The sequence below is a fragment of the Candidatus Pelagibacter bacterium nBUS_25 genome (genome assembly GCF_051200975.1).
Classification (GTDB): domain Bacteria; phylum Pseudomonadota; class Alphaproteobacteria; order Pelagibacterales; family Pelagibacteraceae; genus Pelagibacter.
The window spans coordinates 77892-102951 of sequence record NZ_CP172846.1 but is presented as its reverse complement, the minus strand read 5'-3'; the positions used below and the strand labels follow the sequence as shown (position 1 = coordinate 102951).

Annotated in this window: 27 protein-coding genes and 1 riboswitch; of the genes, 17 read left to right on the top strand and 10 right to left on the bottom strand. The window is 29.3% G+C overall.

Annotated features, from left to right (window positions below; all coding sequences use genetic code 11):
- Positions 1-3: 3 nt before the first annotated feature.
- Positions 4-1101, bottom strand: coding sequence for an acetyl-CoA carboxylase carboxyltransferase subunit alpha (locus tag ACIJYH_RS00530; protein ID WP_435163168.1), 1098 nt, complete (start codon positions 1099-1101; stop codon positions 4-6).
- 101 nt (positions 1102-1202) lie between these two features.
- Positions 1203-1292, top strand: a riboswitch (glycine riboswitch).
- Positions 1293-1371: 79 nt separating this feature from the next.
- On the opposite strand from ACIJYH_RS00530, the gene ACIJYH_RS00525 reads away from it, so the two are divergent.
- Entirely contained in the window at positions 1372-3558 is a 2187-nt protein-coding gene (locus ACIJYH_RS00525; RefSeq protein WP_435163166.1) for a malate synthase G, read from the top strand.
- On the opposite strand, the gene recR is transcribed toward ACIJYH_RS00525, so the two are convergent.
- From recR to kdsB, 5 genes are all read right to left on the bottom strand, one after another.
- Entirely contained in the window at positions 3545-4156 is a 612-nt protein-coding gene (gene recR / locus ACIJYH_RS00520) for a recombination mediator RecR (RefSeq protein WP_435163164.1), read from the bottom strand. The genes ACIJYH_RS00525 and recR overlap by 14 nt on opposite strands.
- Before the next feature lie 3 nt (positions 4157-4159).
- Positions 4160-4477 (bottom strand): YbaB/EbfC family nucleoid-associated protein, encoded by a 318-nt coding sequence (locus ACIJYH_RS00515; protein ID WP_435163163.1) that lies wholly within the window; start codon positions 4475-4477, stop codon positions 4160-4162.
- Positions 4470-6140, bottom strand: coding sequence for a DNA polymerase III subunit gamma/tau (gene dnaX / locus ACIJYH_RS00510; protein ID WP_435163161.1), 1671 nt, complete (start codon positions 6138-6140; stop codon positions 4470-4472). The genes ACIJYH_RS00515 and dnaX overlap by 8 nt, the downstream gene beginning before the upstream one ends.
- 141 nt (positions 6141-6281) lie before the next feature.
- Positions 6282-7118, bottom strand: coding sequence for a prephenate dehydratase domain-containing protein (locus ACIJYH_RS00505; protein WP_435163160.1), 837 nt, complete (start codon positions 7116-7118; stop codon positions 6282-6284).
- Complete coding sequence (gene kdsB / locus ACIJYH_RS00500; RefSeq protein ID WP_435163158.1) at positions 7118-7849, bottom strand: 3-deoxy-manno-octulosonate cytidylyltransferase; 732 nt, start codon at positions 7847-7849, stop codon at positions 7118-7120. Before kdsB ends, ACIJYH_RS00505 begins: the two co-directional genes overlap by 1 nt.
- A 115-nt stretch (positions 7850-7964) precedes the next feature.
- Here kdsB and ACIJYH_RS00495 point away from each other — a divergent pair, with 115 nt between their 5' ends.
- Positions 7965-8504: a c-type cytochrome gene (locus ACIJYH_RS00495; protein WP_435163156.1), complete on the top strand. Its 540-nt coding sequence runs from the start codon at positions 7965-7967 to the stop codon at positions 8502-8504.
- Here ACIJYH_RS00495 and argF read toward each other — a convergent pair.
- Entirely contained in the window at positions 8496-9425 is a 930-nt protein-coding gene (gene argF, locus ACIJYH_RS00490; protein WP_435163155.1) for an ornithine carbamoyltransferase, read from the bottom strand. The genes ACIJYH_RS00495 and argF overlap by 9 nt on opposite strands.
- A gap of 1 nt (position 9426) precedes the next feature.
- The gene (locus tag ACIJYH_RS00485) at positions 9427-10593 is read right to left on the bottom strand and encodes an aspartate aminotransferase family protein (RefSeq protein WP_435163154.1); all 1167 of its coding nucleotides are present in this window, start codon (positions 10591-10593) and stop codon (positions 9427-9429) included.
- A 169-nt stretch (positions 10594-10762) separates the two neighbouring features.
- Between ACIJYH_RS00485 and ACIJYH_RS00480 the strand changes: the two genes are divergently transcribed.
- Positions 10763-11257 (top strand): GcrA family cell cycle regulator, encoded by a 495-nt coding sequence (locus tag ACIJYH_RS00480; RefSeq protein WP_435163152.1) that lies wholly within the window; start codon positions 10763-10765, stop codon positions 11255-11257.
- A 3-nt stretch (positions 11258-11260) separates the two neighbouring features.
- On the opposite strand, the gene ACIJYH_RS00475 is transcribed toward ACIJYH_RS00480, so the two are convergent.
- Positions 11261-12250, bottom strand: coding sequence for a complex I NDUFA9 subunit family protein (locus tag ACIJYH_RS00475; RefSeq protein WP_435163151.1), 990 nt, complete (start codon positions 12248-12250; stop codon positions 11261-11263).
- Between the two features lie 26 nt (positions 12251-12276).
- Here ACIJYH_RS00475 and ACIJYH_RS00470 point away from each other — a divergent pair, with 26 nt between their 5' ends.
- From ACIJYH_RS00470 to ACIJYH_RS00405, 14 genes are read left to right on the top strand one after another with little or no spacing between them, the layout of a single operon-like run.
- Positions 12277-12888: a ribonuclease D gene (locus ACIJYH_RS00470; RefSeq protein WP_435163150.1), complete on the top strand. Its 612-nt coding sequence runs from the start codon at positions 12277-12279 to the stop codon at positions 12886-12888.
- Complete coding sequence (locus tag ACIJYH_RS00465) at positions 12888-13853, top strand: KpsF/GutQ family sugar-phosphate isomerase (RefSeq protein ID WP_435163148.1); 966 nt, start codon at positions 12888-12890, stop codon at positions 13851-13853. Before ACIJYH_RS00470 ends, ACIJYH_RS00465 begins: the two co-directional genes overlap by 1 nt.
- Entirely contained in the window at positions 13846-14442 is a 597-nt protein-coding gene (gene lptC / locus ACIJYH_RS00460) for an LPS export ABC transporter periplasmic protein LptC (protein ID WP_435163146.1), read from the top strand. The genes ACIJYH_RS00465 and lptC overlap by 8 nt, the downstream gene beginning before the upstream one ends.
- A gap of 1 nt (position 14443) precedes the next feature.
- A complete protein-coding gene (locus ACIJYH_RS00455; protein WP_435163144.1) occupies positions 14444-15220 on the top strand; it encodes an ATP-binding cassette domain-containing protein in 777 nt (258 codons plus the stop codon).
- Positions 15221-15225: 5 nt separating this feature from the next.
- Positions 15226-16548, top strand: coding sequence for a 3-phosphoshikimate 1-carboxyvinyltransferase (aroA, locus tag ACIJYH_RS00450; RefSeq protein WP_435163142.1), 1323 nt, complete (start codon positions 15226-15228; stop codon positions 16546-16548).
- Positions 16541-17197 (top strand): (d)CMP kinase, encoded by a 657-nt coding sequence (locus tag ACIJYH_RS00445; RefSeq protein WP_435163140.1) that lies wholly within the window; start codon positions 16541-16543, stop codon positions 17195-17197. Before aroA ends, ACIJYH_RS00445 begins: the two co-directional genes overlap by 8 nt.
- The gene (locus ACIJYH_RS00440; protein ID WP_435163139.1) at positions 17197-18924 is read left to right on the top strand and encodes a S1 RNA-binding domain-containing protein; all 1728 of its coding nucleotides are present in this window, start codon (positions 17197-17199) and stop codon (positions 18922-18924) included. The genes ACIJYH_RS00445 and ACIJYH_RS00440 overlap by 1 nt, the downstream gene beginning before the upstream one ends.
- 14 nt (positions 18925-18938) lie before the next feature.
- The gene (locus ACIJYH_RS00435) at positions 18939-19229 is read left to right on the top strand and encodes an HU family DNA-binding protein (RefSeq protein WP_435163137.1); all 291 of its coding nucleotides are present in this window, start codon (positions 18939-18941) and stop codon (positions 19227-19229) included.
- On the top strand, positions 19219-19911 hold the full coding sequence (pyrF, locus tag ACIJYH_RS00430; RefSeq protein ID WP_435163135.1) for an orotidine-5'-phosphate decarboxylase: 693 nt from the start codon (positions 19219-19221) through the stop codon (positions 19909-19911). The genes ACIJYH_RS00435 and pyrF overlap by 11 nt, the downstream gene beginning before the upstream one ends.
- Positions 19908-20531, top strand: coding sequence for a phosphoribosylanthranilate isomerase (locus tag ACIJYH_RS00425; protein WP_435163133.1), 624 nt, complete (start codon positions 19908-19910; stop codon positions 20529-20531). The genes pyrF and ACIJYH_RS00425 overlap by 4 nt, the downstream gene beginning before the upstream one ends.
- Before the next feature lie 9 nt (positions 20532-20540).
- Complete coding sequence (gene trpB, locus ACIJYH_RS00420; protein WP_435163131.1) at positions 20541-21734, top strand: tryptophan synthase subunit beta; 1194 nt, start codon at positions 20541-20543, stop codon at positions 21732-21734.
- On the top strand, positions 21727-22530 hold the full coding sequence (gene trpA / locus ACIJYH_RS00415) for a tryptophan synthase subunit alpha (protein WP_435163129.1): 804 nt from the start codon (positions 21727-21729) through the stop codon (positions 22528-22530). Before trpB ends, trpA begins: the two co-directional genes overlap by 8 nt.
- 1 nt (position 22531) lies before the next feature.
- On the top strand, positions 22532-23464 hold the full coding sequence (locus ACIJYH_RS00410; protein WP_435163127.1) for an acetyl-CoA carboxylase carboxyltransferase subunit beta: 933 nt from the start codon (positions 22532-22534) through the stop codon (positions 23462-23464).
- On the top strand, positions 23418-24686 hold the full coding sequence (locus tag ACIJYH_RS00405; RefSeq protein ID WP_435163125.1) for a bifunctional folylpolyglutamate synthase/dihydrofolate synthase: 1269 nt from the start codon (positions 23418-23420) through the stop codon (positions 24684-24686). The genes ACIJYH_RS00410 and ACIJYH_RS00405 overlap by 47 nt, the downstream gene beginning before the upstream one ends.
- Here the strand turns inward: ACIJYH_RS00405 and ACIJYH_RS00400 are convergent.
- A complete protein-coding gene (locus tag ACIJYH_RS00400; RefSeq protein WP_028036230.1) occupies positions 24683-25000 on the bottom strand; it encodes a thioredoxin family protein in 318 nt (105 codons plus the stop codon). The genes ACIJYH_RS00405 and ACIJYH_RS00400 overlap by 4 nt on opposite strands.
- Positions 25001-25060 lie beyond the last annotated feature (60 nt).

Here is a 25060-nt window from a genome sequence, read left to right as displayed (position 1 = left end):
ATTTTAAAATAAAGTAAAGGCAATAAGCAATAAAGCTATGCCAACAATTGTAGAGCCTATTAAAAATCTTTTTGATTTTAAAATTTTATCAAAATTATTACTTTTAACTGTCAGAGTGCTTAAATCCTCAGAGTTACTTATAAATCCTTTATTTCTTCCAATTTTTAAAAATTTATTTTTTCTTTCATTCATTATTTCTTCAGATGATAGATCTTTAAAATAATTTAAATTTTTTGATATAGAGTCTCTTAGACCTTCTAACATTTGATCTCTATCTCTGTGAGCGCCCCCTAATGGTTCAGGAATTATCTCATCAATAACTTTTAATTCTAATAAATCTTTTGCTGAAAGTTTCATTGCTTTTGCGGCATCAAGCATTTTTTTAGGATCTCTCCACAAAATAGTTGCACATCCTTCTGGGGAAATTACTGAATAAATTGCATTTTCTAACATAATCACTTTGTTAGATGACGCTAACGCTATTGCACCTCCAGAACCCCCTTCACCAATAATAATTGCTAAAGTTGGAACACTTAGTTCCATGCAACACTCAATTGATTTAGCTATAGCCTCTGCTTGACCTCTTTCCTCAGCTCCAACACCTGGATAAGCTCCTGGTGTGTCTATAAATGATATTATTGGAATATTAAATTTATTTGCTAAATTCATTAATCGAATTGTTTTACGATAACCTTCGGGTCTCATCATTCCAAAATTTCTCTCAATTCTGGTTTCTAAGTTCTCACCTTTCTCTTGACCTATTACTAAAACTGAAGTGCCATTAAATTTAGCAAATCCAGTTAAAACAGATTTGTCCTCACCATAAAAACGGTCTCCCGACAAAGAAATGAAATCATCAAACAAATTATCAATGAAAAACTTAGATTTTGGTCTGTCCTCATGACGAGCAACCATCGTGGTTTGCCAAGGATCAAGGTTTGAATAAATATCTTTTAATTTTTTATCAAGCTCAGCTTGTGTACTAGATATTTTTTGAGTGTCTACCTCAGAAAGACCATCTTGATTATATGGATCTTTCAATTTTTCTATCTCAGATTCTAAATTTTTAATGTCTGTTTCAAAATTGAGATAATTTTTCATGGAGTATTTATAATAGAATTTAAATTATAAAAAAGGCAATAAAATGTTAATTAAAATAATTATTAGCAATATTAATTGACTTAATATTTTTTAAGGATACAAATTTCACATCGGGAGAGACTAATTAACTTTTTAGCGCCGAAGGAGCAACCACCCCGGAAACTCTCAGGCAAAAGGACCGATCGAAGCATAACACTCTGGAAAGAGATTGATTTCCGCCGAAGGAGCAAAACTCTCAGGCAAAAATACAGATGGGGTAACAAAAGTGCTATGCCAGATAAATATATAAACATTCATACTCTCAAAGTTTCAGAAAGTTTGTTAAATTTTGTTAATCAGGAGCTATTAACAGATACAGATATTTCATCTGATAAATTTTGGTTAGGGTTTGAGAAAATTGTTAATGAACTTGAGCCTCAAAATAGAGAATTAATAAACTTTAGACAAACTTTGCAAAAAAAAATTGATGATTGGCATATTAAAAACAAAGGTAATGAAATTAAACTAGATGAATATAAAAAGTTTTTATATGAGATTGGATATTTAAAAGAAGAAGGAGAAGATTTTTCAATAGAAACTGAAAATGTAGATGAAGAAATAACAAAAATAGCAGGACCACAACTAGTCGTACCAATTATGAATGCGCGCTATGCTCTTAATGCGGCAAATGCAAGATGGATGAGTTTATATGATAGTCTATATGGAACTGATGTTATAGAGCAATCTGAAGATAGTGTATCTGAAAGGTACGATCCTTTAAGAGGAGAAATGGTTATTAAATATTCAAGAGATTTTTTAGATAAGCATTTTCCACTTAAAAATCTTAGTTGGCACAAAATTACGAGTATTGCTATTAAAGAAGGTAAGTTAAAAACCCTAAAGGGTGCTGACATATTTGATCTAGCTGAAGAACAAAAATTTATTGGTCATAGAGGTGAGGCTGATAATCCTTCAGCAATTATATTGAAAAATAATAACTTACATATTGAAATTTTAAGAGATCCAAGAGCTTTTAGTGCTCAACAAGATCATGCTGGGATTAGTGATATAATTTTAGAAGCTGCTGTCTCAACAATTTGTGATAACGAAGACAGTGTGGCTGCAGTAGATGCTGAAGACAAAGTTGTTTGCTATAGAAACTGGCTTGGATTAATGAAAGGAAATCTTAAAACACAATTTGAAAAAGATGGTAAATTATTTGAAAGAAAACTAAATCCAAACAGAAGTTATATTTCAAAAGATGGAAAAGGACTTAAGTTACATGGAAGAAGTTTATTGTTGGTTAGAAATGTTGGTCATTTAATGACTAACCCTTCGATAATTTTAAGTAATGGTAACGAAGTGCCCGAAGGTATTATGGACGCATTTATAACTGTTGCTGCAGCAATTCATGATTTAAAAAATAAAACAAATTCAAGAACTGGATCAATCTATATAGTTAAGCCAAAAATGCATGGACCAGATGAAACTGAATTTACAGACTTGATTTTTTCTAAAGTTGAGGAAGTGTTGGGTTTAAAAAAATACACTTGTAAAATAGGAATTATGGATGAAGAGAGAAGAACATCATCAAATTTAAAAGAATGTATAAGAACTTTAAAAAATAGAGTTTTCTTCATTAATACTGGATTTTTAGACAGAACAGGTGATGAAATGCACACTTCAATGGAAGCTGGACCCATGATTAAAAAAGGAGATATGAAATCCTCTAAATGGATTTTGGCATATGAAAATAACAACGTTGATGTTGGGCTAAAATGTGGCTTATCAGGAAAAGCTCAAATTGGAAAAGGAATGTGGGCAATGCCTGATAAAATGAAAGATATGATGGAGCAAAAAACAGGACACTTAAAAGCAGGAGCTAATTGTGCCTGGGTTCCCTCTCCAACAGCAGCTGCCTTACATTCATTACATTATCACGAAATCAATATCTTTGATGAACAAAAAAATATTACAAAAAGAGAAAAAGCAAAATTAGATGATCTTTTAACAGTTCCTGTTGCAAATAGACCAAATTGGTCAGTAGAAGAAATAAATAGTGAAATATCAAACTCTGCACAAACATTACTTGGTTATGTAGTTAGGTGGATTGATCAAGGGGTTGGATGTTCTAAAGTTCCAGATATAAACAACATTGGACTGATGGAAGATAGAGCAACACTTAGAATATCTTCACAACATATTGCTAACTGGATACATCATGGAATTACTACTAAAATTCAGGTTACTGAAATTATGAAAGAAATGGCCAAAATAGTAGACAAACAAAATGAAAAAGATTCTGCACATACTAGAAGTGGAAGAACTGGATACACCAAAATGTCCGACGACTTTGATCGATCTTTAGCTTTTCAGACTGCATGTAACTTAATTTTCAAAGGTAAAGAACAGCCTTCAGGTTACACTGAACCATTGTTGCATCAAAACAGATTAAAAAAAAAATTTAATCTGAATTAGAATTTAAATTAGCTCTATTTTTAAAAGCAGAAAATAAAGTTCCGTCATCTAAATTTTCAATTTCACCACCAACTGGTAAACCTTGAGCTAGTTTAGTAACTTTTGCATTAGTATTTTTTAAACTATCTTGAATATAATATGCAGTAGTCTGACCCTCGACAGTTGCACTTGTTGCAAGTATAACCTCTTCAATACCCTCTCTGATTACTCGTTCTACTAAAGAGTTAATTAAAAGATCTTCTTTTCTTTGTCCTACAGAAGAAATTGTTCCACCTAAAATATGAAAGTATCCCTGAAAGATATTTGAGTTTTCAATTGACCACTGATCTGCAATATCTTCCACAACACAAATTTTTGTATATTTTTCTTTTTGACTTTCACAATTTACACATCCATTTAAATTAGATTTTAATGAACCACATGAGTTACATCTTGTTACATTTTTATAAACCTGAGCTAATGTGCTTGCCATGGGTTTAACTAATTCGTCTCGGTTATTAATTAATTTAAGAACGATTCTTTTAGCTGATTTAGGACCTAGTCCAGGTAGCCTTGAAATTAATTTAATTAATTCCTCAATCTCATTAATATTTTGCATTAATTATAATGGCCACTTAAAACCAGGTATTCCAAAACCTCCTGTGGCTTTTGAAATTTCCTCTGTGGTCTTAGTTTTTAATTGTGATTTTGCGCTATTATGAGCAGCAACAATTAGATCTTCTATTATCGACTTGTCTTCTTTAATAATTTCATCTGATAATTGAATTTTTTGCATTTCTCCCTCTCCATCAAGTGTAATTTTAACTGAATTAGATCCTGAGATACCTTCTGCTTTAATCTCTTTGATTTTTTCTTGGCTTTCTTTCATTTTAGCTTCTAATTCTTTCGCTTTATCTAAAATTTTTGTAAAATCAGTCATTTTTATCCTCTTTTTTTTCATTTAACTTAACGTCTAAAAGTTCTGCATCAGGAAATTTTTGCATTACTTTCTTATAAATCTCTAAATCTTTAACTTCATTTATTAATTCATCTTTTTTGTTTTTTTGTTTTTCTTTAATTGACATCTCGCCTTTAGATTTACTAAAAGTAATAATCCATCTTTCACCAGTCCACTCATGGAGTTTTGAAGAAAGATCTTTTACAAAATCTTTATCTAAATTATCATTAAACGAAATTTCAATTCTATTTTTTTCAAATTTTACTAAATTTACATTTTTTTCTAATTCATATTTCAATTTAATTTCTTTTTTTAAAGCACAGACACTAAGAAGATCATCAAATGAATTGATTAAACTTTTATCAATTGCTTTTATCTCTGGTTTAACTTCTGGTTTCTGTTTTTCCTCTTGAGCTATATTCTTAATTTGATCAATAGTTCTTGGATTGCCCTCTAACTTCTGTTCGTCTTCTTTTTTAGCTCTATGATTAACTAAAGTATCATTACTTCCTTCTTGATCTAAATTTTTATTTAACTTAATTAAACTTAAATGCATTAATCTTATTAAAAACATTTCTATTGATAGATGTTGGTTGGAGACAATATCTAATTCTTCAAGTGATGATATTGCAAACTGCCAAAATAATATTAAAACTTCAGAATCTACCTGATTAGAAATATCTTTGATTTTTGAAAACTCCTCATCGTTAAGAGAGAAATTTGTACTTTCCAGAGATAATGAGTTAATATTTTTAAAATAATAAAGTATTTCTAAAAAATCATTCATAAATACTTTTGGTTCAACGCCTTGATCGTAAATTTTACTATAAATATTAATAACTTTTTCCTCTTCGCCTCTTAATATCAATTCAAATAATTTAATTAATTGAGATTTATCGAAATATCCAAAAATTTTTTGTGCAGCATTAAGATCTAGTTCTGTTTTTTCATCTAAGCTCAACAAGGCTCTATCCAATAAAGATAGGGCATCTCTTACAGACCCTTCTGATATTTTAACAATCAGCTTCAAAGCTTCATCTGAAGCTTTACCTTTTTCTTTTTCTTTAATATCTTTAATGAACTCAAATAATTCTGATGATTTAATTCTAGACAAATCAAATCTTTGACACCTTGAGACCACTGTAATAGGTATCTTTTTAATTTCTGTAGTTGCAAAAATAAATTTTAAATATTCTGGTGGCTCTTCAAGTGTTTTTAACAAAGCATTAAATGCTTGCTTACTTAACATATGAACTTCGTCAATTATAAAAATCTTATATTTTGCTGACGTTGGGCCATATCTAGAAAATTCAATTAGATCTCTTACATCATCTACACCTGTTTTGCTGGCCGCATCCATTTCAAGCACATCGATATGGCTTGAATTAGCTATAGATTTACAATTTTCACATAAATCTTTCTTACATAAATTTTCAATTCCATTTAAACAATTGAGCCCTTTAGCAACTATTCTAGCGGTTGTAGTTTTACCGATTCCTCTAATTCCAGTGAATAGATAGGCGTTAGGAATTTTATCTGCTTTAATGGAGTTAGTTATAGTTTCAGCCACTACTTCTTGACCAATAAGATCATCAAAAGTTTGTGGTCTATATTTTAAAGCTAATACTTTAGAGTTGTTGTTCATTTTATTTATTTAAAGGAGACTAGAACCTGAATAACTGTCTCTACGACTGCTTCCGTTAGGATCTGGTCGGGTTCAAGCAGCATCCACCTCTAGCCTCCAAGACTATTATAGCAGTTATATTTTCTATTCTACAAGAAAAGATTATTTTTTTTTATCTCTTAACCTGTCAGCCTCAAAAACACCTAAGACGTGAAAATCTTCACAATGAAGTCCTAGTTCCTCTAAAGATTTTTGGACTTTTAAATCTTCTATATGTCCATCTAGATCACACAAAAAAAAGAATGAGTCGAATGTATTTTTTTCAGGATAGCTCTGTAATTTTGTCAAATTCACTCCATTAATTGCAAATCCACCAAGAGATTGATAAAGAGCTGCCGGCTTACTTTTAAGTTTAAATAAAAAAGAAGTAATATATTTTTCTTCTCCAAATTCAGGTTGAAAGATATTTTTTCCCATTACTAAAAACCTTGTTAAATTACCACTTTCATTTTCAATATTCTTTTTAACAATATCTAACCCATAAATTTTAGCGCTTAAAGAAGAGGCTATTGCAGCTTGCCTAACATCTTTTGTTTTTGAGATCATTTCTGCAGAACCAGCTGTGTCAGCTCTAATATGTTCAGCTATATTATTCTCTTTTATGAATTTTGAACATTGAGACAAACCTTGAGCATGAGAATATACTTCTTTAATGTCATTAAGTTTTGCACCAGGTTGACCTAGTAAATTGTGTTCTATTTTTTGAAAATGTTCTTTGTAGATATTAAGTCTGTGTTTAAAGATTAAATATTCAATACCAATATTTCCAGTAATTCTATTAGACTCAGGAATGATTATTTTACATTCTGGCTCTAAACTTGCTCTATTAAAACATTCATCAAATGTTTTACAAGGTAATATTTCTGCATCTGGATCAACTGATAAAGCTGCTAAATGAGAATATGCACCAAAAGTTCCTTGAAAATAAATTTTGCTCATTAAACTTTATATTCCATAATTTTTTTTAAGGCCAGATAATCTTCTTTGGTGTCTACTCCTATTGGAGAGGAACTAGCAAGAGCAACATTTATTGCGATATTATTATCTAATGCTCTTAACTGTTCTAATCTATTTTCAATTTCATTTTTTGACTGATTAAGTTCAACAAATTTTCTCAATGTTTCTGTTGAGTAGCAATAAATTCCTACATGATGATAAATATTTGCTATATTTGGTGAGCTTCTTAGAAAGGTATCTGCTTTAGAAAACTCGTCTTTATTTAAATCTTTTTTAGTTATAACTTTTACAATATTTTCGTTTTCTAAATCTTTAAAATCTTTTATTATTGCAGCAAGAGTACCCATTTTAGATTGACTGCTTACCATCTTTTTATTTAAGCTTATAATGTCATCAATATTAATTGCAGGTTCATCGCCTTGTAAATTTAATATCAAATCTACATCTTTTATCTTTAACTTTTCAAATGCCTCATAAATTCTATCAGTTCCCGTTTTGTGATTTTTACTTGTTAAAATAGCTCTACCTCCATTTTTAATAACATCATCTGCTATTTCTTGATCTTCTGTTGCAACGATTACTTCGCCAATATTTGCTTCCTGAGCTTTTCTAAATACATGAGATATAATTGATAAATTATTAATTTTTAACAAAGGTTTACCCGGCAATCTAGTCGCTGATAATCTTGAAGGTATAATGGTTAATGTTTTCATTAATAAATGAATTATATTTATCACTATTAAATAGAAATAGAGGCAAATTTATACATTAAATTTTAGTAATTTTTCAATTTATCGTGATATATGTTCCTAAATAATATTTAGAAAAATGGATTCTTTTGAAATAAATAAAATAGTTGCTGCTGTATTAATGGTAGCTCTTTTAGTTATTGGTATTGGAAAACTATCAAGTGTCATATTTCATGTAGAAAAACCAACAACTCCTGGTTATGCAATAGAAGTAGAGCAACCTACTACTGTGTCGTCGTCCACGGAAACAGCAGTGGAAGAAAAAGTTGATATTATAGCATTGATGGCAATGGGTGACGTAACTGTGGGTGAAAAAATTTTCAAAAAATGTGCAGCTTGTCATTCAATTATTAAAGGTGGTAAAAATAAAATTGGTCCTGCATTATACAATGTAGTTGAAAGAAAAGTTGGAGGAGTTACAGATTATAAATACTCAAAAGCTTTGGCTGCTTACGACAAAAACTGGACTTTTGAAGAATTAAATGGATTTCTTAAAAAACCAGCTAAATATATTAAAGGGACAAAAATGGCCTATGCTGGACTAAGAAAAGAAAAAGATAGAGCCTCAATTATAAAATACTTAAATCAAAATTCAGACAGTCCAGTATCACTACCTTAATTTTCCAAAACAATATAATAAAATACTTTTTTGAACATGAACTCTATTGAGAGCTTGTTGCCATACGTGAGATTTTTTTCCTAAAAAAACTTCATCACTTACTTCAGATCCACGAGGTAAACAGTGAAGAAAAATACAGTCTTTTTTTGCATAACTCATTAATTTTTTATCTATCTTAAATTTTTTAAATTGTTCAATTTTTTTCTTTTTATTTACTTCATCATTTAGAGAAATAACTTTATCTGAAAATATAACATCAGCTCCTATGGCAGCTTTTCTTGGATCATTATAAATAAAAATTTTTTTATTATTTTTCTTTACCCATATTCGCACTTCTTTACCTGGTTCAAAATTTTTAGGACAACCTATGTTAAGTTTAAATGAAAATTTTACAGACGCTGCTATTAAGCTATCTAAAACATTATTAGAGTCTCCTATCCAGCAAATATTTAATTTTGAAATTGGTTTTTTTTTTATTTCTTCCACAGTAAAAACATCAGACAAAACTTGAGTTGGGTGTGAAGATGGACTTAAGCCATTTATTATTGGAATTGATAAATAATTTTTAAAATCTTCAATTTTTTTATCACTATCTGTTCTTAACATAAAACCATCACCATAAGTTGATAGTATCTTGGCTGTATCTGATATACTTTCACCACCTTGGCCAAGATGTAATTCATTAGATCTTAAGGTTAAAGTTCCTCCCCCAAGCTGCTTTATTGCCAAATAAAAGCTTATTCTTGTTCTCGAACTTGCTTTTTCAAACATCTGGATAAGCATTTTACCCTTTAATGGAGACCCTTTATCAACCTCTAAAGTGCTTAATTTTTTTCTATGGTTTTTTCTTTTTTTTGCATCAACAATGATTTTTCTAAGATCTTTAGCTGGTATATCTTTTAAATTTATAAAATGTTTCATTTTAATTTAATTCTGAACAAACTTTTTTTATTATTTTTAGCGATTGGTTGATTTCATTCTTTTTTACATTGAGTGGTGGTAAAATTCTAACAACATTTTCAGCTGCTCTTATTGTTAATAAATTATTTTCCATAAGTTTCTTTATAAATTTTGCTTGATCTGTTTTAAGCTGTATTCCAATTAATAGGCCTCTACCTCTTATTTCTTTAATAATGTTGGGATATTCATTTTGAATTTTAATAAGATTGGTTAAAAAATATTCTGAAATACTTTTCACATTTTTTAAAAATTTTTTATTTGAAATTATATCCATTACTGAATTTCCAACAGTCATTGCTAATGGATTGCCACCAAAAGTAGATCCATGGGTTCCGGCAGTCATTCCTGAAGCAACTTTTTTATTCATTAAAACTGCTCCTATTGGAAATCCACCTCCTATACCTTTTGCAATTGGTACAATATCTGGTTTTACCTTTGATTTTTCAAAAGCAAAAAAATCACCTGATCTCCCAATTCCACATTGAACCTCATCTAATATTAATAGAATATTTTTTTTATTACAAATTTTTCTAAGCTCTCTTAAACACCAATCTGGAATTACCTTAATGCCTCCCTCGCCCATAATAGTTTCAACCATTATGGCTGCTGTATTTTTTGTAATTTTCTTTTTTAATGATTCATGGTTACCAAAATCAAAATGATCAAAACCAGTTACTTTTGGCCCAAAACCTTCTGTCATTTTTTTTGAACCACTTGCGTATATTGCTGCTAGTGTTCTTCCGTGAAAACTATTTTTAATGCATAAAATTCTATTTTTTTTAGGTTTTCCAATCGAATAAAAAAATCTTCTTGCAACTTTTATTGCTGCTTCTGTTGCCTCTGCGCCACTATTTTGAAACATAACATAATCAGCGAAAGTTTTTTTGGCTAGCTTTTTTGCTAAAATTTCTCCTTCTGGAATTTGAAATGCATTTGAAACGTGCCAAAGTTTTCTTGATTGTTTGTTTATAGCATTAATTAATTTGGGATGTGCATGTCCTAAAGAATTTACAGCTATACCTTGAACAAAATCTAAATATTTTTTTCCATTGGTTGAATATAAAAAGCTTCCTTTTCCATATTTAAATGAAATTTTTTTTCTGTTATAATTTTTTGTTAGATAGCTCATAATTTAATAAGTTTTTATAAATTTTAATTATCAGATACAAGTTATGATTGAAAATACCAATAAACCAATTTTAATTTATTTTTGTTAATAACTCTTAAATTTTACTTGTTTATTCTCTTCACATATCGGTATATTGTTATTTTTAGAAAACGTAACACAATATGTTGATATGAGCTGGAACGAAGAAAAAGTCAATAAACTGAAAGAACTTTGGGGCAAAGGTAATACTGCAAGCCAAATTGCTGAAATTATTGGTGGTATTAGCAGAAATGCAGTGATTGGTAAGGCCCATAGATTAAATCTTTCAGCAAAAATTAAAACAAGAGCAGCAACTTCAAATCAAAATTTTGAAAATTCTTTAGAGGAAAAAAATATCAAAAGCCAAAGAGGAAGAAAAAGTAAGTTTAAATCTTTGATTATCGAAAAGGACTTTGAGCCAGAAAATCCTAAACAGTTAGAAGAATTAGATGAAAGCTCATGTAAATGGCCAATTGGACATCCTGACGAAAAATCATTTTATTTTTGTGGAAGATCCTCATTAAAAGATTTTTCTTATTGTAAATTACATCTTTTATATGCTTACCAGCCTAAAGGTAAAAAAGAGGAAGTTACAGATAAAGAAGAGGTGCCAGAATTTATTGAGAAAAAAATAAAGTCTGCTTAAAAACTAATTATTAATATTATTCTCTAAATCTTTGTTCGCCAGATATTTTTCAGTGGAAAATTGTCCACCCTCTCTCCACATGTAACAATACTTCTTAACTTCCTTATCAAAGATCCTAACACTAGGAATCCCTATGTCTGAATTAGTTTTATATTTTCCAGATGAAACATTGTTATATTTGAGCAATCTCAATTGGTCTCTTGTTAACAATGGAGTTGGTAAAATTTCAAAAAATCTTGCCATCAATTCAGCAATTGGTAAAGGGAAAGGTAACAAAATTCTTTTTTTTCCAATTAATATCTGTAATTTTTCCAAAAGTTCTTTAAAAGTTATAACTTCTGGACCTGTGCATTCAATTATTTTTGAATAAATATTTTTAGAGATTATATGATAAATTGTATCTGTTAAATCAGAACAATGGATTGGTGCAAATTTTGTTTTACCTTCATAGTAAATTGGGAAAACTGGCAATCTATTTAGTAAGGTCATAAAGTTAGTAGTAAAATTATCATCTACAGAATAAACTACTGATGGTCTTAAAATTGTGGCTAATGGAAAATTTTTAAACACATTACCTTCTCCCTCTAATTTACTTTTTGCATAATTAGAATCTATTGCATCATTTATTCCTAAAGCTGATAAATGAATAAAATGCTTAAGATTATACTCTTTACAGAGTTTAGCTAATAATGAAGGTAGAACTGAGTGAATATTTTTAAATGTATTGCCTCTTTTTTTTTCAAATAAAATTCCAATTAAATTTATGCAAATATCTGCTTTTTTAAAAAGACTTCTAATTTTATTTTCATCAAAAATATTGGCCTCTACTACATCAATATAACCAGCGTTGGCCTGTGTTTTAATTATATAACTCTTTTGATGAATATTTCTCGTTACAACTGTTACTCTGTAGTTATTTTTTGTGAGCTTCCTAATTAAGTTTCGACCAATTTGACCACTACCACCAAAAATTAGACAATTTTTTGCTTTCATTTGAATTCCATTATATATGTTTAGAAATGAGTAATAATATTCAACTTCACAAAAATGATTTACCAGATGATTTAGATTTAGGCAATCTAATAGCTGTCGATGGTGAGTTTATGGGTCTGAATGTCAGACGTGATCCTCTATGTTTAATTCAGATATCCTCAGGAAATTCTGATGCCCACATAATCCAATTTGATAGGAAGAATTACAACGCTCCAAATTTAACAAAATTACTTGCTGATGAAAATATTACAAAAATATTTCATTATGGAAGAGCAGACATGGCTCATATCAAATACTATTTAAATACAGACACTAATAATATTCTTGATACTAAAATTGCATCAAAATTAGCAAGATCATACTCGGATAGTCACTCATTAAAAACATTAATTAAAGAATTTATTAATGTTGATATAAGCAAACAGTTTCAAAGTTCAGATTTTGGTGGGCAACTATCTCCAGCTCAACTAAAATATTGTGCCAATGACGTGATGTACTTACACAAAATTCACGAAGAACTAAATAAAATACTAGAAAGAGAAAATAGAATAGATCTTTATAAGGATTGCTTAAAATTTTTACAAACTAGAGTAAACTTAGACTTGGCATTATTTAAAGATGATATCTGGTCTCACTAATGACTAAAAAATTTATACCCTTAGCAAAAAAAGTAATTGATCTTGAGATACAGGCATTACAAAAATTAAAAAAAAAAATTGATAATTCATTTAATAACGCTGTAATTGAAATTGCAAAATGTAAATCTAAAGTAATTTTGTGTGGTGTAGGCAAAAGTGGTTTGATAGCAGCAAAAATATCTGCAACTTTATCTTCTGTTGGAACTCCATCTTTTAATTTATCTGCAAGTGATTCATCTCATGGAGATTTAGGAAGTATTTCAAAAAAAGATGTTTTAATTTTAATTAGCTATTCAGGTAAAACTAGTGAGTTAAAAAACATAATTCAATATGCAAACAGAAATAAAATTATGCTTATAGGAATTATGTCTAAAAAAGATTCTATTTTGTACAAAGCATCAGATATTAAACTTATAATTCCTGAGGTAAAAGAATCAGCTGGTATTGTTCCAACTTCAAGCACCACAGCACAGCTAGCCTTAGGAGACGCATTAGCAATATCAGCTATGCAGTATAAAAAATTTGGTAAATTTGATTTTAAAAAAATACATCCTGCAGGCAATCTTGGAGCTCAATTAAAAACTGTTGAAGATATAATGTTAAAAGGAAACAAAATTCCTTTTGTAAAAGAAAATTTAAATATGAAAAATGCTATCAAAATATTAAGTAATAAAAAATTAGGGGTTTTAATTATTCAAAATAAACAAAAAAAAACTATTGGTGTAATTACTGATGGTCAAATTAGACGTTATAACGAAAAGAAACAAAATTTAAATGAAATGAATGTTGCAAAAATAATGACAAAAAACCCAATTAGTATTGATAAACAGTCTCTAGCAGTGAAGGCATTAGCACTAATGAATGAAAAAAAAATTACTTCACTTTGTGTGCATGATAAAAGAAATAAACATAAAACTATAGGTGTTCTTCATATACATAATATCCTGCAATCAAATATTGGTTGATGAAAAAAAAAAATTTCTAAAGATAATATTAATCTTATCTCTAATAATAATAACTTGGTTTGTTTATTTAGAATATTTTAAAAAAGATAAAAGCTCATTGTCTAAATCAATCAACCCAACAACAAAAATTGAGGACAAGACTGTCTACAATTCTAATATTATCAAAGATATAAATTATACCTCAAGAGATTTAAAAGGTAATGAATATACTCTTGTTGCAAAAGAAGGTGAAATTGACTTGAAAAATAATGATATAATTTTTCTTACTGATGTTACGGCATATATAAAATTAGTTAAAAATTCTGAATTAATTGTTATTACCTCTAATTATGGCAAATATAACACCATAAATTATGACACTATTTTTTCAAAAAACGTAAAAATAGATTATGTTGACAATATAATAACAGGTGATTATTTAGATTTCTCCATGATGAAGAATTTACTTATTATTTCACAAAATGTAGTTTACAAAAACCTAGAGAATACAATGAAAGCAGATGTAATTGAACTTGATACAATATCTAAAGATACAAAAATTTTTATGTATAATTCAAATGAACAAGTTAACGTTACGAATATAAAATAAAATGGGATTAGTTAAACAATTTAGAATTAAATCTCATAAAAAACCAAATTCAATTATTTCTTTTGAAAATATAAATCTTTCTTATGGGAATAGATTAATTCTAGATAATATAAATTTTAAAATTAATGAAGGTCAAATTTTTGGAATGCTGGGCCCAAATGGAGTTGGGAAAAGTACAATTTTTAATTTAATAACTGGATTAATACAGCCAAATAGTGGAAAAATTAAATTAAATAATACAGATGTTTTGGATTATCCAACTTATTTGAGAACAAAAAAATTTCACATAGGTTATGTTCCTCAATATGGTGGTTATTTTAATGATCTAACTTTATATCAAAATTTAAAAGCGATCGCAGAAATTGTAATCAATGACAAAAGTAAAGAAAATTATAAAATCAATTCCTTAATTTCAAAATTTGAACTAGATAATTTAAAAGATGTTAAAGCTAAATTTTTGTCGGGAGGTCAAAAAAAAAAATTGGTTATTGCTTTATCACTATTAAGTGACCCCAAGGTTCTTCTTTTAGATGAATGTTTTGCTGCACTTGACGTTTTAACAATTAAAATGCTGCAAGAAATAATCGTAAATTTGCAAAAAGAGTCAAATATAACAATTTGTATATGTGATCACCAAGCAAGAGACTTACTTGCTTGCGTAGATAAAGCCATGATACTTAGTAACTGTAAAATTGTTGCAGAAGGCTCACCTCAAGAGTTAGTAAATAATATAGATGCTAAAAGTGCATATTTTGGTGACTCGTTTAATTTTAAGTAAATTTAATGGCCAATCAAATTATTGTAGAAAATAAAATTAAAGATTTCAATAAAAGCATAACTGTTTTGGGAGATAAGAGCTTAAGTATTAGGTGGGTTTTATTTTCCTCAATCGCAAAGGGTAAATCAAAAGCTTATAATTTACTTTTATCTGAAGATGTTCTGGCCGCAATAAAAGCTGTAAAAAAATTAGGGGTAAAAGTAAAATTAAATAAAAATTACTGCACAATCATTGGTAATGGACCAGGTGGCTACAAGTATAAAAAAGATATAATAATTAATTCAGAAAATTCTGGAACTTTGGGACGATTAATTATGGGTCTACTGATTGATACTCCTCATAAAATAAAAATTATAGGGGATAAAAGTTTATCCAAAAGAGATTTTAATAGAATTGCAGAGCCATTAAAAAAATTTGGTGCGGACATCAAGCTAACAAATAAAGGATTGCCCTTAACAATAAAAGGAAGTGAAAATCCTTTGCCAATTAATTATTTAGAAAACAAAGGTTCAGCACAATGCAAAAGTAGTGTTATTTTTGCTGGTTTAAAAACATCAGGAAAAACTTTTATCAAAGCAAAAAAGTCAAGAAATCATACTGAGCTATTGTGCAAATATTTAAAGCTACCTTTAAAAGTAAAAAACAAAAAAAACTACGATTTAATAGAAGTTGAAAAAGTTAAAAAAATAAAACCTTTAAATTATAAGATACCTTCGGATATCAGCTCAAGTGCTTTTTTTATCGTTTTAACTGCTCTATCTAATAATTCAAAATTATTGATTAAAAACGTAAACATCAATCCATCTAGAATTGGGATAATAACTATTTTAAAAAAAATGGGTGTAAGTATTCAATTTAAAAATAAGAAAAATTATAAAGGTGAGCTTGTAGCTGATATTTCAATTACTAGTGCAAAAAAACTAAAAGCGATTAACTGCCCACCAAAATTAAATAGTGGAGCCATTGATGAATTTTTAATAATTTTTTTAGTTGCTGCTAAAGCAAGTGGAATATCTTACTTTAAAGACATTGGTGAGCTTAACCAAAAAGAAAGTCCTAGATTGAAATGGGGTGCAAAAATTTTAAATAAGATGGGAATTAAAACAATAACAACTGATAACTCAATCAAGATATTTGGTAACCCTAATTTAAAAATTAACAAAAAGATTGTTATTAAAGATTATCTAAAAGATCATCGAGTTTTCATGACAAGTGTTATCGCAGCCTTAGTTTTTGGGGGAACGTGGAATATACATGACAAAAACTCTATTAGAACTTCTTTTCCTAGTTTCTTAGATATAGTAAATGATTTAAAAAAAAATGATTAAAAGAAAAAATATTATTAAAGTTGCAATTGACTCCCCAGCTGCTGCTGGGGCTGGTACATTAGCAAAGACAATTTCTAAACATTACAATCTTTTTTATTTAGATACTGGTAAAATTTATAGAATGATTGCTTATCTAAAAATTAAATTTCCAAAAAAATTTAATCAAAAATTTATCGAATCTAAAATTAAGAATCTCAAAGTAAAAGATCTTGCAAATAAAGCTCTATTATCGGATGAGGTTGGTACAGAAGCATCAATTATATCAAAAGTAAAAAATACGAGAAAACTTGTTCATTCTTTTCAATTAAATTTTGCCTATAATCCTCCAAAAAAATATAAAGGATCCTGTCTTGATGGAAGGGATATTACTTATAATATTGTGCCAGATGCTGATTTCAAATTTTTTATAACAGCAAATGTAAAAACAAGAGCTCTTAGAAGATATAAAGAGCTAAAGAATCTGAATAAAAAAATTTCCTTAAAAGAAGTGCTTAAAAGTATCAAAAAACGGGATAAAAGTGATTATAACAGAAAAGTTTCACCCCTGAAGAAAACTAAAGATTCAGTGTTGCTAAATACATCGAAACTTACTAAAAGAGCGTGTTTTTTAAAAATAAAAAAAATTATAGACAGGAATATTAATATTTAATGGAAATTTACAAAGATCTATCAAATCCAGCGTCCCAAGAATTCGAAAAACTACTTAATAGCCAACTCTCTAAAGTTCAAATTGAAGAAGGTAAAATCATTGAGGGTAAGATTAACAAAATTACTGAAAAATTTGTTTTCTTATTTGTTGAAGGTTTAAAAAGTGAACCAGTACTTGATGTGAATGAGCTAAAAAGTATGGGTCTCGGAGAAAAAATTAAAGTTGGTGAAACTATCTCAGTATTATTAGAAAAAATTGAAGATAAGCATGGTGAAGTGTTAGTTTCTGCAAGTAAGGCTCAAAAAATTAAAGGTTGGGACAAACTTGTTGAGGCTTATGAAAAGAATGAGCCAATAATGGGTAAGATTACATCAAAATGTAAAGGTGGATGTATTGTTGAACATATAGATACTGGTTCCCTTATGTTTTTACCTGGATCACAAATTAGTGATAAACCATTAAAAGATATTAGCCATTTAATGAATGAACCTCAAAAATTTGCTCTTATAAAATTGGATAAGGTGAGAGGTAACGCTTGTGTTTCAAGAAGAGAAATAATTTCATCATTTAAAAAAGAGGATAAAGCTAAAATTATAGAAAAATATAAAGTTGGAGATATTATTAAAGGTGCTGAAGTAAAAGGATACAGCTCTTTTGGATGTTTCTTTAATGTTAATGGAGAGCTAGATGTTTTAGTACACTTGCAGGAAATTTCTTACTCTAGAGTAAATCATCCTGATGAAGTTTTTAACATTGGTGAAAAGCACGATTTAAAAGTAATCACAGTAGATAAAGAAAAGTTACAAGTTGGTTGTTCTGTGAAACAACTTTCTCCTGATCCTTTTGAGCATATTGAGAACTACGAATTAAATAAAATTTATAAAGTTAAAGTTGTAAAACTAATGGATTTTGGTGCTTTCTGTGAATTAGAACCAGGACTCACAACTTTACTTCACTCAAGCGAGCTGAGTTGGACTAAAAAGAATTTATCAGCTAAAAAAATGTTTAAAGTTGGAGATGAGATAGATTGTATAATTACTGAAATTGATAAAGAAAAAAGACGTGTCGCTATTTCACACAGATTAACACAAGAAAATCCATTTGAAACATTTGAAAATAAATATCCTGTTGGCACAATTGTTGAAGGTGAAGTTGTGAATAAAAACGAATATTCACTATTTGTAAAAGTTGAAGACTTGGATGTAGATGCATTTTTACACTGCAATGATTTAACATATCTTAACAATGGTGAAGAAGAATTAGAGAAGTATAATAAAGGCGACAAGATTAAAGCTAAAGTACTTGAAATAAAAGCCTCTGAACAAAAAATTAGAGTTGGTTTCAGGCAAACTCAAGCTGATCCTTTTGATTGGTTTAATGATAAATCTAAAAATCAAACAATTACTGTTAAAGTTGTATCTACTGATAACAAGGGATTGACTGTAAGACCCGAGGGTTGTGAAATGGATTTTCAAATTAAAAAATCAGCTATTGCAATTAATGCTGCCGATGCTAGACCAAGCAGATGGACTGGTGGAGAAAAACTTGACTGTGCTATAGCTGAACTTGATTTAGATAAGAGAAAAGTCTCATTAAGTATTAAATTATTAGAAGAAATTGAGAAAAAAGAAGCTTTAGACAAATACGGATCTGAAGGTTCAGGAAAAAACTTACCATTCTCGTCGCTTTCTGAAGATTTAAAGAAAAAAGAAGAAGATAAAGATTAAACAGAAAATTTAAATTGGCTATTGTAAAATCAAAGCTTTTAAAACAACTCTCAGATAATTATCCTAATTTTCTTAAAAAAGACCTAGAGAAGGTCACTAATATAATCTTAAATGAGATTAAAAGAGCTCTTAAAAGAGGAGATAGAGTTGAATTAAGAGGATTTGGTGTATTTTCAACAAATATCCAAAGAGCACGCATCTCAAGAAATCCTAAAACAGGTGAAAAAGTAAACACACCAGAAAAGAAAACAATTCACTTTAAAATGTCAAAAGACTTGTTTAAAAAATTAAACAATGAAACATAAAAACATTTTTGTTGCTTGCGATACTTCAAATTTAAGTGAAATTAAAAAAATCATAAAACAAACACAGACAAACAAACTCAAGGTTGTGCCAAAATTTGGCTTACAATTTTTTTATTCTAAAAATGGAAGAAAATTTTTGGAAAATTTTAAAAAAGACTTTTGGTTAGATTTAAAAATTAATGATATTCCTCAAACAGCATTATCTGCACTAGATAGTTTAAAAGATCTAAAAAAATGTAAATATATAACTGTCCATGCAAATGGTGGTCTTGAAATGTTAAAGGCCATAAAAAAGAAAGCTAGATCAATCCATAAAAATTTAAAAGTACTTGGAGTTACAATTCTTACAAGTCTTAATAATAAATCGCTTAAAGAAATAGGCCATACAAAATCTGTAGAACAACTAGTATTAAAACAAGCTGGTCTAATAAAAAAATCAGGTTGTGATGGTATCGTTTGCTCTGCTCGGGAAGCAAAAATAGTTAGAAAAAAATATAAAAACTTATTTATTGTCACTCCTGGAATAAGATTACCCGGAGATAGCACTAATGATCAATCAAGAGTAATGACTCCTAATGATGCTTTTAAAAATAAAGTATCTGGTATTGTAATGGGAAGATCGTTAATAAAAGGAAATATCAAAAATAATATTCAAAGATTAATTGATCATTTAAATAAATGATCAATGGGTCTAAAATCTGTGGGATCTCAGATCTTAATACTCTTGATTTTATAATCAATCATCCCTACCCAGCTCAATTTATTGGTTTTATTTGTAATTATAAAAAAAGCTCGAGATATGTTGGGGTTGAAAAATTAAAAAAACTGTTAACTTTAGATAAAAAGAAATCTAATTTTGTAGCAGTTCTTGTAAAACCTGATGAAGATATTTTAGAAAAAATTAAACACCTTCCTTTTGATTATTATCAAATTTATGACTGTACACCTGAAGAAGTAAAAAGAATTAAGAAAAAGTATAATAAAAAGATTATTTTGGCTCTTACAGTATCTAATCAAGATGACGTTAATAAGTACAAAAATTTTGAGAATATTGCTGACATATTACTTTTTGACTCTAAAGGTTATGAAAAAACTCAGTCTTTTAATCACAATTTTTTAGATAATATAAATAGTTCAAAACCAATTATGGTTGCTGGAGACATCAAAACTGATGATTTAGATAATTTTAAGGATAAGCCTTTTTTCATAGATGTCAGTGGCAATTTAGAGTCTGAAAAAGGTATTAAAGATATAAATAAAATTGATAAGTTTTTAAATACAGTCCATAATATAAGTTCTTAAAAATTATCTATGACAAAAAATTCGTTAAAAAAAGGTCCAGATGAATTGGGTTATTATGGTGAAGGTGACGCTGCTATGGGTGGAATGGCAGTTGGCGAAACACTTATGCCCGCACTGCATGAATTAAGTAAAGGGTTTGAAGAAGCTATTAAAGATAAGGATTTTTTAGATGAATATGCTTATTATTGTAAACACTACATTGGTAGACCTTCACCATTGTATTATGCAGAAAATCTAACAAAAAAATTAGGTGGTGCAAAAATTTTATTTAAGCAAGAACATTTAAATCATACTGGAAGTCATAAAATCAATAACAGTCTATTTCAGATCTTGCTTGCAAAAAGAATGGGTAAAACTCATTTAATTTGTGAGTCTGGAGCTGGACAACATTATAGTGCGACAGCTGCAGTTGCTGCAAAATTTAATATGCCTTTGGTAGGTGTAATGGGTGATGTTGATGTAAAGAGAGTTAATCAAAATATCATCAAAGCAAAACATTATGGTGCAAAATTAGAAACAGTTCCTGGTACTCTTAAAGAAGCAATTACATCTGCAATTAAAATTTGGTCTAGTAATCCAGATTATGCTTACATATGTGGGTCTGCTGTATCATCAGCACCTTTTCCCAAACTAGTTGCATTCGCTCAAAGTATTATTGGAAAAGAAATAAAAGAACAATCAATGGAGCAAGAAGGAAAAATCCCAGATATGATCGTGGGTTGTGTTGGAGGTGGCTCAAATTTTGCAGGGGCTATTTATGAATTCTTAGATGAACCTAGTGTTACAAAAATAGGAGTAGAAGCAGCAGAAACTGCTGCATTATCAAATGGTACACCTGGAATTATGCAGGGTATGAAAACTTATATGTTGCAAACTGATGATGGTGCTAAATCTTTAGGTGGAATGAGTTTGGGTGCTGGAATAACATATTTTTCAGTTGGACCTATGCATTCATATTTAAAAGACCAAAAAGCTGTTAGCTACTCATCTGCAACTGATCAAGAAATGCTAGATGCATATAAAATGATTGCCCAAACAGAAGGGATTTGTTCGGCCTTAGAACCTATGGCAGGCGCTGCTGAAATCATTTTTAGACAAGCAAAAGATAAACCTAAAGATTACATCATATGCCTTAGCCTATGCGGCAGAGGTGAAAAAGATTTAGACACAATTCAAGAACACATTGGTAAAGATTTTGAGTGAAAGATTAGATAAAATTTTTAAGTCACCTAGCCCTAAAACAAAATTAGTTTCTTATTTTGTAGGCTGCTACCCAACTCCAGAAATAAGTTTAGAGTTGATCAAGCAAACAATTGATAATGGGGTGTCTATATTGGAAATTGGCTATTGCACATCTGAAGCAAGTGCAGAAGGACCTATAATTAAAGCTGCTCATGACCATGTATTGAATAATGGACATAATCTAAATGATATTATTAAACTAGTTAAGGCTATAAGAGATTATAATCAAGATGTAGGAATTGTATTGATGGGCTATATTGCTAATTTATACAAGTACCCTATTTCAAACTTTGTAGACGATATTAAAGTTGCTGGCGCTGATGCTGTTTTAGTTGTGGATGCCCCTCATGAGCTGAAAGAAGAAAATCAGCTAAGGGAAGCTCTAAATAAAAATGGATTATCACTTATTAAACTAGCTGCTCCTACCACTGATGATAATAGACTAAAGGATATTATTAATATAGCCTCTGGATTTTTGTACCAGGTCAATGTTTCGGGTGTAACAGGAGTTAAATCAGCAAACGAAACTGATGTTACAAATTTTGTAAAAAGAATCAGAAATTTAACTGACATCCCTATTTGTTCTGGATTTGGAATTAAAAGTCCTGAAGATGCTAAAAAAATGGCAAATAGTGGTTGTAATGGCGTTATTGTTGGATCAGCATTTGTGAAATATATTCAAGATAATATTAAGAACAAAGATTTACCACAAAGTTTAGGCAATTTAGTAAAAAATTTTACAAAAGAATTAAATTAATATGGTCAATTGGATAACTAAAATAATTAAGGCAGGAGAGAAGATCAAAACTGCTTTACATGAAAGAGCTTCGAAAGAAGATATTGCAAAAAGTGATTGGACTAGTTGTTGTAGAGGTCCCATTCTAAAAAAAGATTTAGAGCAAAACTTATGGGTTTGCCCTGATTGTAACAAGCATCACCGAATAAAGCCTAGCCAAAGATTTGATATTTTATTTGGTAAAAATAATTATGAAGTATTTAAAACCCCTATTCCAAAAGATGATCCTTTAAACTGGACTGACTCTAAATCTTATAAAGATAGATTAAAAAGTGCTCGTAAAAAAACGGGTATGGAATGTGGAATGATGGTTGCTTGTGGAACCATCAACAATATTAAGATAACAGCAGTTGCATCAGACTTTGACTTTCTAGGTGCTTCTATGGCTGCAGCTGAGGGAGAAGCTTTTTTATATGGCATTCAACATGCTATAGAAAACAGAACTCCTTTTATATGTATTAGTGCTGGTGGTGGAATGAGAATGATGGAAAGTTTAATTTCATTGTCTCAAATGACCAGAACAACTCTTGCAATTAATGAATTAAAGAAAAATGGTTTGCCTTATTTAGTATGTATCACCGATCCTACAGCAGGTGGTATTACAGCCTCTTATGCAATGTTGGGAGATATCCACATTGCAGAACCAGGTGCCTTAATAGCTTTTGCAGGTGCTAGAGTTATTCAAGGAACTGTTAAAGAGGAATTGCCTGAAGGGTTTCAAAAAAGTGAATATGTTGAAAAAACAGGTTTTGTCGATCTAATTGTTGAGCGTAAAGATCTTGTATCAAAAATAGGAACTTTATTATCAATATTGTTAAAACAAAATTCTGTTATAAGCTCTGAACAAAATGAAACTTCAGAAGATAGTCAGTCGCTTACAAGAGCTGCATCCTAAAGAAATAGATCTAAGTTTAGATCGTATTCAAGATCTCTGTAAAAGATTAGGCAACCCTCAAGATAAACTTAAGGCCATTTCAATTGTTGGCACAAACGGTAAGTATTCAACAATTCAAGCAATGCTTGCTATTTTAAAAGAAGCAAATATAAAATGTAATATCTACACAAGTCCTCATATTAAAAGTATCAATGAAAGGTTTATTTTTAATAATGAAGAACTTAACGATAAAGAATTAGCAAAATTATTTGAAGAAATTGAAAGCGCTAACAATAATGAACCTGTTACCTTTTTTGAGATACTGACTGCAGCTTATTTTTTAAAAGCTTCTCAATATCCAGACAATATAAATTTGATAGAAACTGGCTTATTTCATAGGTTTGATGCCACTAATATTTTAAATAAAAATCTAGCAAGTATAATAACCTCAATTGGTCTTGATCATTTAGATTGGTTACCTGAGAACGAACAAACTATTGAAAAAATTATCTATGAGAAAACTTCAACACTTTTAAATTCAAATATTATTGTTGCCAAACAAAGTGATAGAGAAATTACAAGCCATATCAAAAAGACAATCTCAAGTAATAGTTCGAACAAAATTTTTTATAATGAAGATTATAGCTTTACCATGAAAGAAAATGACTTCTTTTATTATGAAGATCGATTTGGAGGAATAAAGTTGCCAATGCCAAATGTAAAAGGTCAATTTCAATTAGAGAATGTCTCAACAGCTATAGCAACTCTAAGAGCTTTAAAAGATTTTGATATAAAAGATGATCACATTCAAAAAGGAATTACAAAAATAAATAGTATTGCAAGATTACAAGAGATCAAATCTGGCAACCTTAAAGAACTTGTTAAAGATCATCAGCTTTTTGTTGATGGATCTCATAATCCTTTAGGTGCAAAAGTGTTAAATGAATACTTGGAAAGTTTAAATTGTAACAAACATATTATTCTTGGGATGATGGCCAACAAAGATCATAATGAATATATGAGTTACTTTAAGGATGTTGCAACCTTGACCACTATTGATATCCCCAATCAACCTAATTCAATTAAAGGAAAAGAACTTAAAGATAAGCTTAATAGCTTTAAAAACATTAATTACAAAGAAAGCATAGAAGAAGCTATTAAATCAATCCCTGTTAAGGAGAACGACATAATACTTATTACAGGATCATTATATCTTGCTGGGGAAGTATTGAATTTAAATTAGATATTTTTATCTAAAAATTCTTTCATGTGACTTTCAGGAACTCCACCAACTTTTCTGTCTACTTCAACACCTTTTTTGTAGATTATAACTGTCGGTACACCTCTAATCCCTGCAGCACTTCCAGTATTAATTCCACCATCTTCGATGTCTGCATAATAGAAACCAGCTTTATCTTTATATTCGTCCGAAAGCTTGGTCATTACAGGAACAAGTGCTTTGCAAGGTCCACACCAAGCAGCACTGAACTGAATAACTGAAATATCTTCGTTTTTTATTTTACTATCAAAATCGTCGTCTTTAAAATCATTAAGCATATATCTGATATAATTGATTCAATTGATTATTCAATGGGCAAAAGTAAACTTTTTTTGATT

Bases quoted from the DNA above. Each gene is read 5' to 3' on its own strand.
- ACIJYH_RS00530 (WP_435163168.1), bottom strand. From the start codon at position 1,101: ATGAAAAATTATCTCAATTTTGAAACAGACATTAAAAATTTAGAATCT.
- ACIJYH_RS00525 (WP_435163166.1), top strand. From the start codon at position 1,372: ATGCCAGATAAATATATAAACATTCATACTCTCAAAGTTTCAGAAAGT.
- recR (WP_435163164.1), bottom strand. From the start codon at position 4,156: ATGCAAAATATTAATGAGATTGAGGAATTAATTAAATTAATTTCAAGG.
- ACIJYH_RS00515 (WP_435163163.1), bottom strand. From the start codon at position 4,477: ATGACTGATTTTACAAAAATTTTAGATAAAGCGAAAGAATTAGAAGCT.
- dnaX (WP_435163161.1), bottom strand. From the start codon at position 6,140: ATGAACAACAACTCTAAAGTATTAGCTTTAAAATATAGACCACAAACT.
- ACIJYH_RS00505 (WP_435163160.1), bottom strand. From the start codon at position 7,118: ATGAGCAAAATTTATTTTCAAGGAACTTTTGGTGCATATTCTCATTTA.
- kdsB (WP_435163158.1), bottom strand. From the start codon at position 7,849: ATGAAAACATTAACCATTATACCTTCAAGATTATCAGCGACTAGATTG.
- ACIJYH_RS00495 (WP_435163156.1), top strand. From the start codon at position 7,965: ATGGATTCTTTTGAAATAAATAAAATAGTTGCTGCTGTATTAATGGTA.
- argF (WP_435163155.1), bottom strand. From the start codon at position 9,425: ATGAAACATTTTATAAATTTAAAAGATATACCAGCTAAAGATCTTAGA.
- ACIJYH_RS00485 (WP_435163154.1), bottom strand. From the start codon at position 10,593: ATGAGCTATCTAACAAAAAATTATAACAGAAAAAAAATTTCATTTAAA.
- ACIJYH_RS00480 (WP_435163152.1), top strand. From the start codon at position 10,763: ATGAGCTGGAACGAAGAAAAAGTCAATAAACTGAAAGAACTTTGGGGC.
- ACIJYH_RS00475 (WP_435163151.1), bottom strand. From the start codon at position 12,250: ATGAAAGCAAAAAATTGTCTAATTTTTGGTGGTAGTGGTCAAATTGGT.
- ACIJYH_RS00470 (WP_435163150.1), top strand. From the start codon at position 12,277: ATGAGTAATAATATTCAACTTCACAAAAATGATTTACCAGATGATTTA.
- ACIJYH_RS00465 (WP_435163148.1), top strand. From the start codon at position 12,888: ATGACTAAAAAATTTATACCCTTAGCAAAAAAAGTAATTGATCTTGAG.
- ACIJYH_RS00455 (WP_435163144.1), top strand. From the start codon at position 14,444: ATGGGATTAGTTAAACAATTTAGAATTAAATCTCATAAAAAACCAAAT.
- aroA (WP_435163142.1), top strand. From the start codon at position 15,226: ATGGCCAATCAAATTATTGTAGAAAATAAAATTAAAGATTTCAATAAA.
- ACIJYH_RS00445 (WP_435163140.1), top strand. From the start codon at position 16,541: ATGATTAAAAGAAAAAATATTATTAAAGTTGCAATTGACTCCCCAGCT.
- ACIJYH_RS00440 (WP_435163139.1), top strand. From the start codon at position 17,197: ATGGAAATTTACAAAGATCTATCAAATCCAGCGTCCCAAGAATTCGAA.
- pyrF (WP_435163135.1), top strand. From the start codon at position 19,219: ATGAAACATAAAAACATTTTTGTTGCTTGCGATACTTCAAATTTAAGT.
- ACIJYH_RS00425 (WP_435163133.1), top strand. From the start codon at position 19,908: ATGATCAATGGGTCTAAAATCTGTGGGATCTCAGATCTTAATACTCTT.
- trpB (WP_435163131.1), top strand. From the start codon at position 20,541: ATGACAAAAAATTCGTTAAAAAAAGGTCCAGATGAATTGGGTTATTAT.
- ACIJYH_RS00410 (WP_435163127.1), top strand. From the start codon at position 22,532: ATGGTCAATTGGATAACTAAAATAATTAAGGCAGGAGAGAAGATCAAA.
- ACIJYH_RS00405 (WP_435163125.1), top strand. From the start codon at position 23,418: ATGAAACTTCAGAAGATAGTCAGTCGCTTACAAGAGCTGCATCCTAAA.
- ACIJYH_RS00400 (WP_028036230.1), bottom strand. From the start codon at position 25,000: ATGCTTAATGATTTTAAAGACGACGATTTTGATAGTAAAATAAAAAAC.